This is a genomic window from Salimicrobium salexigens (assembly GCF_900156705.1).
Classification (GTDB): domain Bacteria; phylum Bacillota; class Bacilli; order Bacillales; family Halobacillaceae; genus Salimicrobium; species Salimicrobium album.
Window position 1 is genome coordinate 134316 of the sequence record NZ_FTOK01000003.1, and the last position, 17535, is coordinate 151850.

Annotated in this window: 16 protein-coding genes; all 16 read left to right on the forward strand. The window is 46.0% G+C overall.

What is annotated here, in order from left to right; translation table 11 throughout:
- Positions 1-117: 117 nt before the first annotated feature.
- The 16 genes from BW931_RS04870 to rpsO all read left to right on the forward strand — a co-directional run bounded on the left by BW931_RS04870 (position 118) and on the right by rpsO (position 17488).
- On the forward strand, positions 118-885 hold the full coding sequence (locus tag BW931_RS04870) for an isoprenyl transferase (RefSeq protein ID WP_008587841.1): 768 nt from the start codon (positions 118-120) through the stop codon (positions 883-885).
- 11 nt (positions 886-896) lie between these two features.
- The gene (locus BW931_RS04875) at positions 897-1688 is read left to right on the forward strand and encodes a phosphatidate cytidylyltransferase (RefSeq protein ID WP_008587839.1); all 792 of its coding nucleotides are present in this window, start codon (positions 897-899) and stop codon (positions 1686-1688) included.
- 14 nt (positions 1689-1702) lie between these two features.
- The gene (dxr, locus tag BW931_RS04880; protein ID WP_008587838.1) at positions 1703-2848 is read left to right on the forward strand and encodes a 1-deoxy-D-xylulose-5-phosphate reductoisomerase; all 1146 of its coding nucleotides are present in this window, start codon (positions 1703-1705) and stop codon (positions 2846-2848) included.
- A 15-nt stretch (positions 2849-2863) separates the two neighbouring features.
- On the forward strand, positions 2864-4120 hold the full coding sequence (rseP, locus tag BW931_RS04885; RefSeq protein ID WP_076570420.1) for an RIP metalloprotease RseP: 1257 nt from the start codon (positions 2864-2866) through the stop codon (positions 4118-4120).
- A 90-nt stretch (positions 4121-4210) separates the two neighbouring features.
- Positions 4211-5911 (forward strand): proline--tRNA ligase, encoded by a 1701-nt coding sequence (locus tag BW931_RS04890; RefSeq protein WP_076570422.1) that lies wholly within the window; start codon positions 4211-4213, stop codon positions 5909-5911.
- A 57-nt stretch (positions 5912-5968) separates the two neighbouring features.
- Entirely contained in the window at positions 5969-10258 is a 4290-nt protein-coding gene (locus tag BW931_RS04895) for a PolC-type DNA polymerase III (RefSeq protein ID WP_076570650.1), read from the forward strand.
- A gap of 200 nt (positions 10259-10458) precedes the next feature.
- A complete protein-coding gene (rimP, locus tag BW931_RS04900) occupies positions 10459-10932 on the forward strand; it encodes a ribosome maturation factor RimP (protein ID WP_076570424.1) in 474 nt (157 codons plus the stop codon).
- Positions 10933-10949: 17 nt separating this feature from the next.
- Complete coding sequence (gene nusA, locus BW931_RS04905; protein WP_040609073.1) at positions 10950-12056, forward strand: transcription termination factor NusA; 1107 nt, start codon at positions 10950-10952, stop codon at positions 12054-12056.
- A 21-nt stretch (positions 12057-12077) separates the two neighbouring features.
- Positions 12078-12353, forward strand: a complete 276-nt coding sequence (rnpM, locus tag BW931_RS04910; RefSeq protein ID WP_008587827.1) for an RNase P modulator RnpM — start codon at positions 12078-12080, stop codon at positions 12351-12353.
- Positions 12346-12663, forward strand: a complete 318-nt coding sequence (locus BW931_RS04915; RefSeq protein ID WP_008587825.1) for a YlxQ family RNA-binding protein — start codon at positions 12346-12348, stop codon at positions 12661-12663. The genes rnpM and BW931_RS04915 overlap by 8 nt, the downstream gene beginning before the upstream one ends.
- 4 nt (positions 12664-12667) lie before the next feature.
- Positions 12668-14725: a translation initiation factor IF-2 gene (infB, locus tag BW931_RS04920; protein ID WP_076570427.1), complete on the forward strand. Its 2058-nt coding sequence runs from the start codon at positions 12668-12670 to the stop codon at positions 14723-14725.
- Positions 14722-15000: a DUF503 domain-containing protein gene (locus BW931_RS04925; protein ID WP_076570429.1), complete on the forward strand. Its 279-nt coding sequence runs from the start codon at positions 14722-14724 to the stop codon at positions 14998-15000. Before infB ends, BW931_RS04925 begins: the two co-directional genes overlap by 4 nt.
- 18 nt (positions 15001-15018) lie before the next feature.
- Entirely contained in the window at positions 15019-15372 is a 354-nt protein-coding gene (gene rbfA / locus BW931_RS04930) for a 30S ribosome-binding factor RbfA (RefSeq protein ID WP_008587819.1), read from the forward strand.
- Positions 15373-15425: 53 nt separating this feature from the next.
- Positions 15426-16301: a tRNA pseudouridine(55) synthase TruB gene (truB, locus tag BW931_RS04935; RefSeq protein WP_076570432.1), complete on the forward strand. Its 876-nt coding sequence runs from the start codon at positions 15426-15428 to the stop codon at positions 16299-16301.
- A gap of 22 nt (positions 16302-16323) precedes the next feature.
- Positions 16324-17094 carry an FAD synthetase family protein gene (locus BW931_RS04940; RefSeq protein ID WP_076570435.1) on the forward strand — a complete coding sequence of 257 codons (771 nt, stop codon included), beginning with the start codon at positions 16324-16326 and terminating at the stop codon, positions 17092-17094.
- A gap of 124 nt (positions 17095-17218) precedes the next feature.
- Positions 17219-17488 (forward strand): 30S ribosomal protein S15, encoded by a 270-nt coding sequence (gene rpsO, locus BW931_RS04945; protein ID WP_008587812.1) that lies wholly within the window; start codon positions 17219-17221, stop codon positions 17486-17488.
- The last annotated feature ends 47 nt before the right edge of the window (positions 17489-17535 follow it).

Sequence of the window (17535 nt, forward strand, 5' to 3'; positions counted from 1 at the left end):
GTGCTGTATTTGTTTGGCAGTACGGCTTTTGTTTTGCTATCATATGTGGTAGTTTTGTTAGGAAGGGATAGCGCTTATCCGAATTACATATAGTGAATTAAGAAAAGGATGGTATCCATGCCACTAAATCTTCCATTTATAAATCGGAGAGATCCGAAGCCGGAAGCAGAAACAGAAATCGATACGACAAATATACCAAAACATATAGCAATTATAATGGATGGAAATGGCCGCTGGGCAAAGGATAAAGGGTTGCCGAGAATTGCCGGTCATAAAGAAGGTATGGACGTTGTTAAGAAAGTGGTTCGGCATGCTTCGGATCTTGGCGTCGAAGTATTGACCCTTTATGCATTTTCCACGGAGAACTGGAAGCGGCCGAAAAAAGAAGTCGATTTTCTTATGAAACTTCCGGTCGATTTTTTACAGACGTATCTTCCGGAACTGGTTGAAAATAACATACGGGTCCAGACGATCGGCACAAAAGATCTTCTTCCGAAACATACTCAAAAAGCTGTCGATGAAGCTATTCATCGCACGGAAAACAATTCAGGCATGGTGCTTAACTTCGCGTTGAATTACGGGAGCAGAAATGAAATCGTGGAAGTGACGCGGATGCTTGCGTCCAAAGTGGAGGAAGGGGAACTTGCGGCCGACAGCATCACTGAAGAAACGTTCAACTCCTATCTATACACCTCCCATCTCTGTGAGCCCGATCTGCTCATCCGGACGAGCGGGGAACAGCGGTTAAGTAATTTTCTGCTGTGGCAGCTGGCTTATGCGGAGTTCTGGTTCACGGAGGTTTACTGGCCTTCGTTCACAGAATATACGTTGAACGAAGCCATTATCAATTATCAAAATCGAAAGCGTCGGTACGGCGGCGTGTAAGGTGTGATTAAATGAAACAGCGTACTGTAACAGCGATTATTGCAGGTTTGATATTTATACCTATCGTTCTGCTTGGCGGAACTTTATTTACTTTGTTTGTATATTTACTGGCAAGCATAGCTATATTCGAACTTATGAGAATGAAGAAAATTGCAAGGTATTCCGTATCTTCGCTCATTATACTGCTATTTATGTGGGCACTTATGTTACCGGAAATAAACTCCTATGAACTGAGCTCTTTTGTAACGAAGGCTGAGCTATCGCTGGTGACGGTCCTGCTTCTTTTGAGTTACACCGTCCTTGTAAATAATAAATTTACATTCGATGATGCAGGGTTTCTTCTTATTTCCGCCGTCTATGTCGGAATGGGATTTTATTACCTGATCGAGACGAGAATCGAGGGAGGACTTGATTACGTATTTTATGCCCTGTTTGTCGTTTGGGCTACTGATACCGGGGCATACGTATTCGGACGTATGTTCGGAAAAAGGAAGTTATGGCCCAAGATCAGTCCGAAAAAAACGGTGGAGGGCGCTCTTGGAGGAGTAGCACTTGCCTGCATCACTGCAGTCATTTTTCAGATCTTCCATCCACTCCATTCATCCATGTTTGTACTTATCGCCGTAACGATTCTCATTTCTGTAGCCGGTCAGATCGGCGACCTGGTGGAATCAGCTTTCAAACGTCATTACTTAGTCAAAGATTCGGGGAATATTCTGCCGGGCCACGGAGGAGTGCTGGATCGTTTCGACAGCCTCATCTTTATGCTTCCGGTTTTGCATCTGATTAACTTTATACCATAATTAGGAGCGTTGTTATGAAAAATATTGCACTTTTAGGAGCCACCGGGTCAATAGGAGAACAGACACTGGAAGTGATCCGGCAGCACAAAGATAAGTTTTCCGTTTTCGCTTTAGCTTTTGGAACGAATGCCGGTAAAGCGATTCCTATGATAAGGGAGTTCGAACCCGAAGCGGTGGTGACCGCGGACGAAGAAACACGGCAGAAGGTGTTCGAAGCTACTACCCACAAAAACATCATGGTCGGTTCAGAAGGCATGGTTGCGGTTGCGAAAGATCCCGGTGCCGATGTGTTCGTCAATGCGGTGATGGGAAGTATCGGCCTTCCGGCTACCCTTGAAGCTATCCGGTCAAGGAAACGGATAGCTATCGCGAATAAAGAGACGCTCGTTACAGCCGGCCATCTCGTTATGGCAGAATCAAGAAAGTATGATACTCCTCTCCTTCCGGTGGACAGTGAACATTCGGCAATTTTTCAGGCGCTGAATGGGGAAAGAAATGAAGATGTACGCAGACTGATTATAACCGCTTCGGGAGGCAGTTTCCGCGATAAAACGAGGGAAGAACTTCAGGGGGTCAATGTAAAAGATGCTCTGAATCACCCGAACTGGAACATGGGAGCTAAAATTACCGTGGATTCCGCTTCGATGATGAATAAAGGGCTGGAAGTAATTGAAGCCCACTGGCTTTTCAATATGCCGTATGACAAGATACACGTCCTGCTTCACAGAGAAAGCGTCATCCACTCGCTCGTGGAGTTTCAGGATCGCAGCGTCATGGCCCAACTGGGGTCTCCGGATATGAAAGTGCCTATCCAGTACGCCCTCAGTTATCCGGAGAGAATTCCTCTCAGTGGCAGCGAATCACTGGAACTTGAGGATTTAGCTGAACTTCATTTCCAGAAGATGGACATGGAACGGTTCCGCTGCCTGAAATTCGCCTTTCAGGCCGGCCGGCAGGGAGGGTCCATGCCGGCAGTATTGAACGCTGCCAATGAACAGGCAGTGGCTATGTTTCTGAATGAACAGATCTCTTTTCTGGATATAGAAGCTTTTGTCGAACGGGCGCTTACAGAGCATAATTCTGTTTCTGAACCTTCATTATCAGATATAATAGAGATTGATAAAGAAACGAGAAAACGTGTGGAACGTTACGTTAAATAAAGGAAGGTGCTTCATGTGACGACGGTTATTGCGTTTATACTCATGTTCGGTCTCCTGGTGTTTGTGCATGAGTGGGGGCATTTGATCTTTGCAAAGCGTGCAGGTATGCTTGCTCGTGAATTTGCTATCGGGTTCGGGCCAAAAGTGTTTTCGTTTACCAAAAATGAAACGCTGTATACGATTCGGCTTATACCTGCCGGGGGATATGTAAGAGTCGCCGGGGAGGACCCGGAAATCATAGATCTTAAGCCGGGACACCACATCGGTCTCGAGTTCGATGAATCCGGTCTCGTCAATAAAATAGTTGTAAACAATAAATCGAGGCATCCCGATGCCCGCATTGTCGAAGTGGAGCACGCAGACCTCGATCACACTCTTACCATAAATGGGTATGAACCCGGGGAAGAAGAGAAACTGTCATTTAATGTACATCCGGAAGCGATGTTCGTAATGGACGAAAAAGAAACCCAGATTGCCCCGTATGATCGGCAGTTCGCTTCGAAACCGAAAAGAAAAAGAGCTATGCAGCTTTTCGCCGGACCCATGATGAATTTTGTGCTTGCACTTATTTTATTTACGATACTGGGATTCGTCCAGGGTATCCCATCAGATGAAGCACGTTTCGGGGAGATACAGGACAATTCTCCTGCAAGTGAAGCAGGTTTCCGGGCCGGGGATGAAGTTATCCAGGCCGAAGGGCAGCAGGTGGAGTCCTGGGAAGATTTCACAAAAATTGTACAGGAACATCCGGAAGAAACGATGACCGTTACGCTTACGAGGAACGGTACAACAGAAGAGGTAGAAGTGACCCCGAGATCCGTAAAAGCTCAGGAAAGAGAAATTGGTCAGGTTGGAGTGACGAGAGCCTTCGAAGATTCTTTCGCGAAGAAAGCGACCTTCGGATTTACGCAGACGTACGAATGGTCCACGCTCATACTGACGAACCTCGGGAAACTGATTACTGGCCAGTTCTCTATAGATATGCTGTCCGGTCCAGTCGGAATCTATGATGCTACAGACCGGGTTGTGCAGACCGGGCTTACGAATTTCGTTATGTGGACAGCTGTATTGAGTGTAAACCTCGGGATTGTAAACCTTATGCCTATCCCGGCGCTCGACGGAGGGCGGCTGTTGTTCATCGGCGTGGAACTGATCCGCGGGAAGCCGGTGGACCCTCAGAAAGAAGGAGCAATCACATTTTTCGGTTTCGCTTTACTGCTTCTGCTTATGATTGTGGTGACGTGGAACGATATTCAGCGCCTGTTTCTGTAAGTATCGGATATTAGGCAGTAATCACATAAAAGAAGCGGGAAAAGGGCGTTCGCGCCTTTTCCCTTTTTAAAAAGAGGAGAGGTGTCAGGAATGAGACAGAGTAAAATGCTAGTTCCCACGTTAAAAGAAAATCCGGCTGAAGCTGACATAGCAAGTCACCAGCTTCTGGTAAGAGCAGGTTACATAAGGCAGCTGGCCTCGGGCATTTATACGCTTTTACCCTTAGGTAAACGCGTGTTGACGAAAATAGAGACTGTCATAAGGCAAGAAATGGATCGCGCAGGGGCCCAGGAAATGCTGCTTTCCGCTTTACAGCCCGCCGAACTTTGGCAGGAAAGCGGGAGATGGTATACGTACGGATCTGAATTGATGAGAATGAAAGATCGTCATGACCGGGAATTTGCCCTTGGTGCAACTCATGAAGAAGCGATGACAAGCATCTTACGTAATGAGGTGGGCACTTACAAAAAACTTCCGATGACTTTGTATCAGATTCAGAATAAATTCAGGGATGAAAAGCGACCAAGATTCGGACTGTTACGCGGTCGTGAATTTTTAATGAAAGATGCCTATTCATTCAATGAGTCCTTTGAGAGCCTGGATCAGAGTTATCAGAACATGTATGATGCCTACTGCCGTATTTTCGAACGGCTTGGATTGAACTACCGGGCAGTAATAGCCGATTCGGGGGCCATGGGCGGAAAAGAGACTCACGAATTTATGGTTCTTTCTGAAGTGGGAGAGGACGTTATAGCCTATTCGGATACTTCCAAATACGCCGCTAACGTAGAAATGGCTCCGGTAACGAAAGTGTATGAAAAATCTGTGGAAACTCCCGGAGAAATGGAAAAGGTTTCTACACCTGACAGGAAAACGATGCAGGAAGTAGCTGATTATCTCGGTCATGAACTGGAGCGGGGATTGAAGTCCATTATGTTTAAAGTGGATGACGAGTATGTTCTCGTAGTCACCCGGGGGGATCATGAAGTAAATGACGTTAAAGTGAAAAACTTCATGGATGCGAAAGTGGTAGATTTGGCTACGGAAGAAGATACGGTCCGGCTTATGGGAACAGGTTTCGGTTCCCTCGGCCCCGTCGGTGCTCCGCAAGAAGTGAAAGTGGTTGCGGATTATGCAGTGGAACCTCTTGTAAACGTCAGTTGTGGTGCGAATGAAGAAGGGTACCATTATAAAAATGTAACTCCCGGGAAAGATTTCGTGCCGGATAAGTATGCTGATATGCGTTTTGTCGAGGAAGGTGATCCCTCTCCTGACGGGGAAGGGGTAATCAAGTTCGCCCGCGGTATTGAAGTCGGTCATGTGTTCAAGCTGGGCTCCTTTTACGCCGAGAACATGGGCGCCACTTTCCTGGATAACAGCGGAAAGTCCCGGACGATGGTGATGGGTTCCTACGGAATCGGCGTATCCAGAACGCTGGCTGCCATGGTGGAACAATTCCACGACGACAAAGGCATCGTATGGCCGAAACAGGCAGCTCCATACCTGGTTCATATCCTGTCCCTCAATCCTAAAAAAGAAGAACAGCGCGTGCTTGCCGACAATATTTACGCAGATCTTCTTGATGAGGGGATCGAGGTACTGTACGATGATCGTCCGGAAAGAGCCGGAGTAAAATTTGCAGACAGTGACCTTATCGGTATTCCCCTGAGAATTATTGTAGGGAAACGGGCAGGTGAAGAAATCGTGGAAGTGAAAATGAGAAATGAGGAAAGCAAAACGGAAATTGCCCGTTCCTCGCTTATGGATGAAATTAAAAATCTGCTGGCATAAAATGAATACCCCTGCTCATCCGGCAGGGGTATTGTTGCCGTGAGGGAGGAAGAAAATTTGAGCGTCAATAATCAGGAGAAAATGCATTACCTGATCGAACAGCTGCAGCTGCCGGAGGATATACGGAGTTATTTCAGGGATAGTGAACTGGTGAAACTTTCTGTCTACAGAAAAGAAAAGCGCTGGCATTTCCACTTTCACTTTCCGACCCCGTTGCCTGCGACAGTATATGATTTATTCACTTCAACTCTTCAATCGACGTTCAGTTCACTGGCTCACGTAAGCTGGGAAACACAGGTGGAAGCCTCTTTCGATGAGGAGGCCATCCTTGACTACTGGAAATTATTCACGAATAAAATGACAAAGCTTTCTCCTGCTTATAAAGACTATGTATGCGAACAAAAACCGGAAGTTAACGGTAACAGAATTATGTTAACATGCAGAAATGAAGCAGAAGGGGAAGCGATGAAGAAGAAACTTCAGGAAGCGTTTCAGGAGTACTGTAAAGAGGCAGGCCTCCCTTCGTGTCAGATCAGCGTTCGTCTCGAAGAGCAGGGAGAAGCGGTAACGAAATTTAAAGAAGAGCGAAAGCAGGAAGATCAGCTGCTCGTCCAGAAAGCTGTTAAAGAAAAAGAGGAGAAAGAGAAAGTCAAAGAGTCGGAGGGTCCCAAAGGTCCGGTGGAAATCGGTTATAAAATACAGGAAGAGGCCGTACCGATGTCTTCCATTGAAGAAGAGGAGCGCCGTATTGTGCTTCAGGGATATATTTTTGACGCTGAAGTAAAAGAATTGCGGTCCGGCCGTCATCTTCTTCTTCTGAAAGTGACAGATTACACCGATTCATTTTCTGTGAAAATGTTTTCCCGCGGAGACGACCAGGCTGTAATCTTCAAACAGGTGAAAGCCGGAATGTGGGTGAAAATGCGCGGGGGGATCCAGACTGACAACTTTACAAACGAACTTACTATGATGGCGAACGACATCATTCAGATCAAAGTGAAGGAACGTGAAGATACAGCCCCTGAAGGAGAAAAAAGGGTGGAACTGCACGCTCACACGACGATGAGTCAAATGGACGCCCCTGTTTCTCCTTCCGCACTCATTAAGCAGGCGGCAGACTGGGGTCATGAAGCGGTTGCCATTACGGATCACGCCGCAGCCCAGGCTTTTCCTGAAGCGCACGCTGCCGGGGAGAAGAACGATATCCAGGTCATTTATGGGCTGGAAGCGAATCTCGTTAATGACGGGGTCCCCATTGCTTATGAGCCCAGGGACCGTCCGTTGAAGGATTCGGTATATGTGGTGTTCGACGTGGAAACTACGGGGCTTTCAGCCGTTTACGATAAAATCATTGAACTTGCTGCTGTGAAAATCGAGGAAGGCGAGATTGTGGATCGGTTCGAATCATTCGCCAACCCGCATCAGCCATTGTCGGAGACCACTGTGGAACTGACCGGGATTACCGACGATATGGTAAACGATGCTCCTGAAATTGAAAAAGTACTTAATGATTTCAAAGAGTGGGCCGGAGAAGATATTCTCGTTGCTCACAATGCAAGTTTCGATATGGGATTTTTGAATACGGGATACGAATCGGTGGGAATCAGTAAATCTCAGAACCCGGTCATCGACACGCTCGAGCTGGCCAGATTCCTGCTCCCGGATCTTAAGAACCATCGGCTGAATACGTTGTGCAAAAAGTTTGATATTGAACTCACCCAGCATCACCGGGCTATTTATGATGCGGAAGCAACAGGATACCTGTTGTGGAAGCTGGTTAAAAAGACGATGGACGAAAAAGAAATATATAACCACAAAAATTTAAACGACTATATGGGGGAAGGAAAAGCTTATCAGCGTTCGAGACCGAGCCACTGCATCATACTTGCTAAAAATGATACCGGACTGAAGAATCTTTACCGTCTCATATCGGAATCGCATATCGATTATTTTTACAGAGTCCCCCGCATCCCCCGTTCCCGGCTCACTATGCACCGGGAAGGCCTAATTGTAGGTTCCGGATGCGACAAAGGCGAACTTTTTGAAACGATGATGCAGAAATCCGAAGAGGAGGCCGAGAAGGTGGCTGAATTTTATGATTACATAGAAATTCAGCCGGTGGGTAATTACGCCCATCTCATAGAAAAAGATATTCTTCAGACGGAAGCTCAGGTGTACGACATTCTGAAAAAGCTTACCGCCCTCGGTGAAAAACTGAATAAACCCGTAGCGGCTACCGGAAATACCCATTATATTAATGAGCGCGATAAAATTTACAGACAGGTTCTCATCTCTTCCCAAAGCGGAAACCCGCTGAGCAGGCAGACGCTTCCTGAGGTGCATTTCAGAACGACGAATGAAATGCTTGAAGAATTTTCTTTTCTGGGTGAAGAGAAAGCGAAAGAAGTTGTCGTTACCAATACGAACAAAATAGCGGGGCTCATGGAAGAAGTCCACCCTGTGAAAGAAAATTTGTACACACCTAATATTGAAGGGGCAGATCAGGAAATTCGGGATATGTCCTACAATAAGGCTCGAAGTATTTACGGAGATGAGCTGCCCGAACTTGTCGTAAACCGATTGGAAAGGGAACTCGAAAGTATTATCGGAAACGGATTTGCTGTAATTTACCTTATCTCTCAAAAGCTGGTGACTAAATCACTCAGCGACGGTTACCTCGTAGGGTCGAGGGGGTCTGTCGGTTCTTCATTCGTGGCTACCATGACAGACATTACGGAGGTCAACCCGCTCCCTCCGCATTACGTATGTCCGTCCTGCAGACATCATGAGTTCTTCTCGGACGGCAGTGTCGGCAGTGGTTTTGATCTTGAGGACAAAGCCTGTCCCGAATGCGGAACTCCATACGTCAAAGACGGTCAGGACATACCTTTCGAAACATTCCTCGGTTTCAAAGGCGATAAAGTTCCCGACATTGATCTGAACTTTTCCGGGGAGTATCAGCCGAGAGCTCACGATTACACGAAAGAACTGTTCGGGGAGGAGAAAGTATACCGGGCCGGTACTATCGGCACGGTAGCTGAAAAAACGGCTTACGGATTTGTGAAAGGGTACGCGTCGGATCATCAGTTGCAGTATAAAAATGCCGAAGTCGACAGACTCGTTCAGGGATGTACAGGAGTGAAGAGAACTACCGGACAGCACCCCGGAGGTATAATAGTGGTTCCTGATGACAAGGATATTTATGATTTTTCACCAATCCAATTCCCGGCGGATGATACCGATTCTAATTGGCGTACCACTCATTTCGACTTTCACTCTATTCACGATAACCTGTTGAAACTCGATATCCTCGGTCACGATGATCCGACCGTTATACGTATGCTTCAGGATCTATCAGGCATCGACCCGAACGATATACCGGTGGATGATGAAGAAGTGATGAAAATTTTCAGCGGTCCTGATGTTTTAGGTGTCACTTCCGAGCAGATCAACTGTAAAACGGGGACTCTTGGCGTGCCGGAGTTCGGAACGAAATTCGTACGTCAGATGCTTGAAGATACAAAACCGAAAACATTTGCGGAACTTGTTATCATCTCAGGACTTTCCCATGGCACTGATGTCTGGCTCGGGAACGCTGAACAGCTGATCAGCGACGGCATATGCACACTTCCGGAAGTGATCGGCTGCCGTGATGATATAATGGTCTATCTTATGCACAAAGGTCTTGAACCGGGTCTTGCGTTCAAGATTATGGAGTTCGTACGTAAGGGTCGGGGTCTTGAAGATGAATGGATCCAGGAAATGAAGAAGCACGGCGTGCCGGACTGGTATATCGAGTCCTGTAAGAAGATCAAGTACATGTTCCCGAAAGCACACGCTGCTGCCTACGTATTGATGGCAGTTCGTATCGCATACTTCAAAGTGCATTATCCCGTTTATTTCTACGCTGCTTATTTCACAGTGAGAGCGAGTGATTTTGAACTGGATACAATGGTTAAAGGTTCCGGAGCTATCCGGAGCCGTATAGAAGACATTCAGCAGAAAGGGCTGGATGCGACTCCTAAAGAAAAGAATCTTATGACAGTTCTCGAAATTTCACTTGAGATGTGTGAACGTGGTTACAACTTCGGGAGTGTGGATCTCTACCGCTCCACCGCTTCGGAATTCATCGTCGACGGGAACACCCTCGTTCCTCCGTTTAATGCGGTCGACGGCCTTGGAACAAACGCGGCGATCAATATTGTGAAAGCCAGAGAAGACGGTGAATTTTTATCGAAACAGGATTTGAGGGAAAGGAGCCGTATCTCCAAAACGGTACTTGAGTATTTGGACGATCATGGATGCTTATCAGACATGCCTGATGAGAACCAGCTCTCTCTGTTCTAGGCAAGTTGCGTACCGGAGCCAATTATGATATATTAATTATGGTTGGAAACGTGATAGCAAGCAGGGAAAAGAGTGGGGATACGCCCACTCTTTTGTTTCTATTTTTTATGAGCTTCTCCCTGCTTATTGCTGCCGCTATGATAATGATCATAGCGGTTTCTCATGAGAAAAAGAAAATATAGCGTAAGGAGGTCGTGTGGTTGAGTCAGGACGTAATTAAAGTAACAGAACAATTAGTCATGCCGATCTTACAGGATCTTAATGCAGAATTAGTCGATGTAGTATTTGAAAAAGAAGGAAAGAACTGGTTTCTACGCGTTTTTATTGATAAAGAAAATGGTATTGATATTGAAGAATGCGGGATCGTCTCCGAGAAGTTGAGTGAAAAACTTGATGAAGAAGACCCTGTTGAGTCCCCTTACTTCCTCGATGTTTCTTCTCCTGGTGCAGAAAGACCGCTTAAGAAGAAAGAGGATTTCGAGAAGTATGTCGGAGAATACGTCTACATGAAGCTTTATGAGCCCGTAGAAGGGGAAAAAGAATTTGAAGGAACACTCAGAAGTTTCCATGATGAAGTTGCTGAGGTTGAAATAAGAATAAAAACGAGAAGAAAGACGCTGGAAGTGCCGTTTAATAAGATAGCCAAAGCACGACTGGCAGTTACGTTTAATTAATAAAGGGGTGGATTCAGGTGAGTCAGCAATTGTTTGATGCCATGAATTATTTGGAAAAAGAAAAAGGCATCGATAAGGATTTTCTGCTCGAGGCGTTGGAAGCTGCTTTGATTTCAGCATATAAAAAGAATTTTAATGCCGCTACAAACGTTCGCGTAAGTATAAATGAAGAAGAAGGCGCTATGAAAGTTTTTGCTCAAAAAACAGTAGTGGATGAAGTGGAAGATAACCAGCAGGAAATTTCCACTGAAGAAGCAAAGGAAATCAACCCTAACTATGAAGCCGAAGATGTTGTGGAAGTGGAAGTGACTCCCGCAGATTTCGGAAGAATAGCCGCTCAGGCTGCCAAACAGGTAGTGACCCAGCGAGTCAGGGAAGCGGAACGCGGAATTATTTACGGAGAGTATGTCGATCGCGAAGAAGATATTATGAACGGCATTATCCAAAGGAAAGACAACCGGTTCGTCTACGTAAATCTCGGTAAAGTGGAAGCCCGGCTTCCCGAGGGAGAACAGATGCCGAAAGAAACGTACAACGTCCATGAACGTCTTAAAGTTTATGTTACAAAAGTGGAAAACAATAATAAGGGTCCACACGTTTATGTTTCGAGAACGCATCCGAATTTACTGAAGCGTCTCTTTGAAATGGAAGTGCCGGAAATATACGACGGGACAGTAGAAGTGACGTCTGTGGCACGTGAAGCCGGAGACCGCTCTAAAATTTCCGTATATGCGGAAGATCCGGAAATCGATCCGGTCGGCTCCTGTGTCGGTCAGGGCGGTCAGCGCGTACAGACTATAGTGGATGAGCTTAAAGGCGAAAAAATAGACATTGTACAGTGGTCGGAAGATCCGGTTGTATATGTCACTAATGCACTCAGTCCTTCCAAAGTACGTAAAGTCATCGTCAATGAAGAGGAACAGGCAACGACGGTGATCGTGCCGGATTATCAGCTCTCGCTTGCTATAGGTAAAAGAGGTCAGAACGCCAGACTGGCGGCTAAATTAACCGGGTGGAAGATTGACATTAAAAGTGAATCGGAAGCTCTCGAAAACGGCCTTCTTGATGATGACAGCGACCTGGAGGAAGAGGCGGCGGATAATCCTGATCCTTTGGAAGAGTGATAAGGAGAAAGGGGAATATTCATGCCTAAACAAAAAAAGAAGACACCTTTACGAAAGTGTGTAGTAACCCAGGAAATGAAGCCGAAACAGCAGTTGATTCGCGTAGTTCGCAATAAAGAGGGAGAGGTCTTTGTAGACCCGACCGGTAAAAAGAATGGCAGAGGTGCCTACATTTCTAAAGATCTGTCTGTAATCAATACCGCAGAAGAACAGGGAATGCTCGCAAGGCATTTGAACACGGGCATCGATTCCGAGGTGTTCGAACAGTTAAGAACACAAGTGACCGAAATTGAGTAAAGGTACCTATCTGGATTTTCTCGGACTGGCAATGAGAGCCGGTAAAATAACGGTGGGGGAAGAATCCATCGTAAAAGACATCCAGTCGAAACGTGCGAAACTAGTATTAGTTGCCGCAGATACCGGGAAACAGACAAAGAAAAAGCTGAATGACAAATGCAGCTATTATCAAATCCCGATTTTCGAAGTGGACGATCGTCAGACGATCTCGCAGGCAATAGGGAAATCGGGACGAGTTGCGATCGCAGTTACGGAGAAAGGTTTCGCCAAAAAAATGCAGTCGTTACTCGAGGAAATTAATCGGGGGTGAAAGTATGAGTAAAATGAGAATTTACGAATACGCCAAAAAGAACAATGTAGAAAATAAAAAAGTGATCGAAACACTTAATGAAATGGGGATGGACGTTACGAACCACATGGTTGCCATAACGGAAGAAACCCAGCAGCAACTGGATAAAACGTTCAACCCTTCTTCCGGTCAGGAAGAAAAGCCTGCTGAGAATAAGCAGAAAAGCACAGAGAAAAAGCCTAAGAAAAAGAAAAGCAATAATAAAAAAGCGAAAAATAAGCAGGAAGCTCACAAACAGCAGGAGAGAAAACCAAAAAGTAAAAACGAGACCCCTTCAAAAGTATTTTACGAAGGCACACTTACGGTGAGCGAACTTGCGGAGAAGCTGAACAAGGATTCTTCCGAAATATTGAAGAAACTTCTCCTTATGGGAGTTATGGCCAATAAGAACCAGACTCTCGACAGCGATACGATTGAACTGATCGGTGACGAGTTCGGTGTGGAGGTCGAAGAAAAAGAAGCGGTGGACGAAACCGATATCGAAAACCTCACCTTCGAAGATAACCCGGAAGACCTTGAAGAACGTCCTGCCGTTGTAACCATAATGGGTCACGTTGACCACGGGAAGACTACTCTCCTTGACTCGATCCGTAATACGAAGGTCACTGCAGGAGAAGCAGGGGGAATTACGCAGCATATCGGAGCGTACCAGATCGAAGAAAACGATAAAAAAGTTACATTTCTAGATACGCCTGGACACGCGGCATTTACAAGTATGCGTTCCCGTGGTGCGCAGGTAACGGACATAGCGATTCTTGTCGTTGCAGCTGATGACGGCGTAATGCCGCAGACGAGAGAAGCAATTTCACATGCTAAAGCAGCTGAAGTACCGATTATCGTTGCCGTTAACAAAATGGATGTGGAAGGTGCGAATCCTGATCGTATCATGCAGGAACTAATGCAGTTCGAACTGGTTGCCGAAGATTACGGCGGAGAGACGATTTTTGTGAAGATGTCCGCGCTTGCAGGAGAAGGAATAGAAGACCTGCTGGAAATGATTACATTAGTTTCCGAAATGGAAGAACTTAAAGCCAACCCTGCACGTCCTGCGTTCGGAACAGTCATCGAAGCCGAACTTGATAAAGGGAGAGGACCTGTCGCAACACTTCTTGTACAGAATGGAACTCTCAACGTCGGAGATTCCGTAGTTGTAGGTAACACTTACGGCCGCGTGCGTGCCATGGTCAACGATATCGGCCGCCGGGTGAAAGAAGCTGCTCCTTCTACACCAGTGGAAGTGACGGGACTTAATGACGTACCTCATGCAGGAGATCGTTTCCTCGTCTTTGAAGATGAAAAGAGAGCCAAGTCTATCGGTGAGGCACGTAAACAGCAAAAAATTGAAGAAGAAAGACGATCGACCCAGAAAGTCAGTCTCGACGATCTTTTTGAACAGATCCAGCAGGGTGAGTTGAAAGAGATCAATCTTATCCTTAAAGCCGATGTTCAGGGATCGGTCGAAGCTCTGGCCAGTTCTCTTGAAAAGATTGAAGTTGAGGATGTGAAAGTTAACATCATCCATACCGGAGTAGGAGCCATCACAGAGTCTGATGTTTCCCTCGCTGCCGCCTCCAGCGGAGTTATTATCGGATTCAACGTTCGACCGGACGGTAACGCAAGAAAGGCTGCCGAAGGCGAAAACGTTGAAATCAGACTCCATAATGTAATTTACAAAGCTATTGAAGAAATTGAGGCCGCTATGAAGGGAATGCTCGATCCTGAATTCGAAGAAAAAATAATCGGTCAGGTGGAAGTCCGCGAAATCTTTAAAGTTTCAAAAATCGGTACCATCGCAGGTTCTTATGTTACGGACGGTAAAATCAACCGGAACGCTGGCGTACGCGTCATCCGTGACGGTGTCGTAATCTTCGAAGGTGAGATTGACCAGCTGAAACGGTACAAAGATGATGCTAAAGAAGTAGTGCAGGGTTATGAATGTGGTATAACCGTCAAAAACTTCAACGATATAAAAATCGGAGATATCATTGAACCATTCGTCATGGAAGAAGTAGAACGAACGTGATTGTAAGTGCAGAGATTGATGGAATGATACACGGTGCCCAATCGCTCAAAGAAAAAAGAGCGGTTCTGCGCCGTGTGCAATCCAGGATTCAAAACGAATTTAACGTCTCTGTGAGCGAAATCGATCACCAGAATCTCTGGCAACGGACCAAAATTGGAGTTGTCACCATCTCGTACGATTATAAAAAAGCGGAACAGACCATTCAGAAAGTGTTACACTTTATTGATTCTTTTCCGGAATTTGAACGAATGGATACCTTTCTGGAACGTCTTTAGGAAAGCGGGTGAAGAAAGATGAGTGAAATGAGAGCGAATCGTGTAGCAGAGCAGATCAAAAAAGAACTCGGGGACATTATCAGTAAAAAGATAAAAGACCCGCGTATAGGTTTTGTGACTGTGACAGATGCGGAAGTAACCGGAGACCTGCAGCAGGCAACTGTATACATTACCGTGCTCGGTGGTGAACCTGAACTTCAGGATACGCTTGCAGGACTGGGCAAAGCCAGAGGGTTCATACGCTCTGAAATTGGAAAGAGGATCCGTTTGAGGAAAACACCGGAAATTACTTTCGAAATTGACGAAGCAGTAGAACGCGGAAACCGCATCGAGTCCCTGTTGAACAATCTGAACGACACGAATAACACGTAACCCCGGGTTCTCAAAAACCGGGGTTACATTTATAATTGGAGGGGAACAGGAATATGGATGGTATTTTTCCATTATGGAAACCCAAAGGGTTAACTTCCCATGACTGTGTAGTGAAGGTAAGAAAAGTAGCCGGAACGAAAAAAATCGGTCACACCGGTACGCTGGACCCTGAAGTCGAAGGGGTATTACCGCTGTGTATCGGCAAAGCGACTAAGCTCGTTCCTTTTCTTACTGATACAGAAAAAACTTACGAGGCAGTTATTTCTCTCGGCACGGCTACGGAGACAGAAGATGCCTGGGGAGAAGTGATCGACACGGCTGAAGTACCCGATATTTCCGATCACTATATACAGAAGGTTCTGAAGGATTTTCAGGGAGACATTACGCAGGTGCCCCCCATGTATTCGGCGGTTAAAGTAAATGGCAGGCGATTGTACGAATATGCGAGGGAAGGTATGGAAGTGGAAAGACCTGAACGGCAGGTGACGATTCACGAACTGCATTGGATGGAGAGAGTGAGCAGGGAATCGTTCAGAGTGAAAGTGGTCTGCTCCAAGGGAACTTACATAAGAACGCTTTGCGTGGATATAGGAAAAGCTCTCGGGCTGCCTGCACACATGAAGGAATTAACGAGGACCGGTACCGGGGATTTTACCGAAATCGACTGTGTAAGACTCGAAGATCTGGACAGAGATAAACTGAACAATGGGCTGCTTCCGATGAAGAAAGCCGTCCCTCATTTGCCTGAGTGGGAGGTCACGGAAGAAGAGGCATCTCTTATCCGAAATGGTCAGAGATTTGATCGCCCGGCCAACTGGAGTGCAGGAGAAATTCACGTCGCTGTTCATAAGGGAGAGCTGCTTGCTCTGTATCATGACCACCCTGATAAACCGGGCCTGATAAAGCCGATCCGCGTACTTAAACAGTAATAAATGAAGCAGGTGAGAAAGTATGAAAGTGTTTCGATTGGATAACCGTACCAGTAGTGTGAAAGAACAGGTGGAGACCAGCGTAACAGCTGTCGGTTTTTTCGATGGTGTGCATACAGGTCACCGCAAAGTAATGATGAAAGCGAAAGGAATAGCAGAGAAAGAAGGCAGGAAGTGGGGAGTGATGACTTTCGATCCTCACCCTTCAGTAGTATTGAAGGGAGTGGAAAATGCCCAATACTTAACCCCTTTGCCGGTGAAAGAAAAGCTAATAGAAGAATTGGGAGCCGATTACCTGTTCATTGTACCATTTACGAAGGAACTGGCATCTTTGAGTCCGCAAACGTTTGTGGATGAGTATTTTGCAGGACTATGTATCGCTCATGTAGTAGCAGGATTCGATTTTTCATTCGGGCATAAAGGAAAAGGTAATATGGAAATCATCGATCAGCTGGCTGATGGCCGATTTACATCTTCCACCGTCGAGGAATTCCAGGAAGATAGCGAAAAGGTCAGTTCCACCCGGATAAGAAAACTGCTGGACGAAGGAGAGGTGATTGCGGCCAATGAACTTCTCGGTCGCAGCTACGTAATATACGCAAAGCCGGCCGGGGCAGGGGAACTGGAGATACCCCTCTATTATCATCATCCCGAAGACGGAGAATATGAAGCAGAGGTTGATGGTGAGAGAGGGAAGGTAATGGTGAAAGGAAGCAGAATTGAATGGAAAGACGGACGTAACAAGAGCAATGGGGATGTGCCTGTCCGTTTTCTTAAAGAATTGCGAAAATGACCCAAAAGGTTGCATTTTTTCTTTCAGTTTTGTATGATTTAAATTGAACCTTCGCTAGGCGCTTCGACTCACCGACGATCGCTTGGGGCAAGGGAATGAATTAATTTTAGGAGGTGGAGCTGTAATGGCTTTAACTAAGGAACGTAAAAACGAAATTATCGAACAGTACAAGACTCACGAAAATGATACAGGGTCTTCGGAAGTTCAAATCGCAGTTTTAACAGAGCAAATCACTACACTGAACAACCATTTGCGTTATCATAAACATGATCATCATTCCCGTCGCGGACTGTTGAAAATGGTCGGTAGACGTCGTAATCTGTTGAGCTATCTACGTAATAATGATATTAAACGTTACCGTGAGTTGATCCAAAGTCTTGGTCTGCGTCGCTAACGTACAGGTAAAAGCGGGAGGGATCCCGCTTTTTCTGTATGTTTACA

Coding starts and splice junctions, on each gene's coding strand:
- BW931_RS04870 (WP_008587841.1), top strand. CDS start 118: ATGCCACTAAATCTTCCATTTATAAATCGGAGAGATCCGAAGCCGGAA.
- BW931_RS04875 (WP_008587839.1), top strand. CDS start 897: ATGAAACAGCGTACTGTAACAGCGATTATTGCAGGTTTGATATTTATA.
- dxr (WP_008587838.1), top strand. CDS start 1,703: ATGAAAAATATTGCACTTTTAGGAGCCACCGGGTCAATAGGAGAACAG.
- BW931_RS04890 (WP_076570422.1), top strand. CDS start 4,211: ATGAGACAGAGTAAAATGCTAGTTCCCACGTTAAAAGAAAATCCGGCT.
- rnpM (WP_008587827.1), top strand. CDS start 12,078: ATGCCTAAACAAAAAAAGAAGACACCTTTACGAAAGTGTGTAGTAACC.
- infB (WP_076570427.1), top strand. CDS start 12,668: ATGAGTAAAATGAGAATTTACGAATACGCCAAAAAGAACAATGTAGAA.
- rbfA (WP_008587819.1), top strand. CDS start 15,019: ATGAGTGAAATGAGAGCGAATCGTGTAGCAGAGCAGATCAAAAAAGAA.
- truB (WP_076570432.1), top strand. CDS start 15,426: ATGGATGGTATTTTTCCATTATGGAAACCCAAAGGGTTAACTTCCCAT.
- BW931_RS04940 (WP_076570435.1), top strand. CDS start 16,324: ATGAAAGTGTTTCGATTGGATAACCGTACCAGTAGTGTGAAAGAACAG.
- rpsO (WP_008587812.1), top strand. CDS start 17,219: ATGGCTTTAACTAAGGAACGTAAAAACGAAATTATCGAACAGTACAAG.